Source organism: Pseudomonas sp. EL_65y_Pfl2_R96, assembly GCF_963970905.1.
Taxonomy (GTDB): Bacteria; Pseudomonadota; Gammaproteobacteria; order Pseudomonadales; family Pseudomonadaceae; genus Aquipseudomonas.
The window spans coordinates 1-472 of the sequence record NZ_CAXAQH010000296.1; the positions used below are offsets into that span (position 1 = coordinate 1).

The window sequence follows — 472 nt, forward strand, 5'->3', positions numbered from 1 at the left end:
TGAACGAGCCCCATGAAAGACAGGACACCGTTTCCCCCTTACGATAAGGGATAGGCAAACGGTTATGTTTATGACTAACAGCAACGATAAGAGTGGGGAGCTTTTGGGCCAGGAGCGGCGGCGTCGCTGGAGCCCAGAGCAAAAACTGGCCATGGTTCGCGAGAGTCTTGAGCCAGGGCAAAGCGTTTCGGTGGTGGCTCGGCGTAACGGCATCAATGCCAACCAGTTGTTCCTGTGGCGCAAGCTTTACCAGGACGGCAGCCTGTCGGCGGTCAGTGCAGGCGAAGCCGTGGTGCCTGCCTCCGAGCTGAGCGATGCGCTCAAGCAAATCCGTGAGCTGCAACGGATGCTGGGCAAGAAAACGATGGAAGCGGAAATCCTCAAAGAGGCCGTGGAGATCGCCCGGTCGCGAAAATGGATTGCGCACTCACCCTTGTTGCCGGGGGACGACCAGTGAAGCTGGTCAGCGAAT

Annotated in this window: 1 pseudogene; it reads left to right on the forward strand. The window is 58.1% G+C overall.

From position 1 onward, the window contains the following. Window positions 1-70: 70 nt before the first annotated feature. Window positions 71-472 (forward strand): annotated as a pseudogene (locus tag AACY49_RS30720) (transposase); the annotation flags it as partial.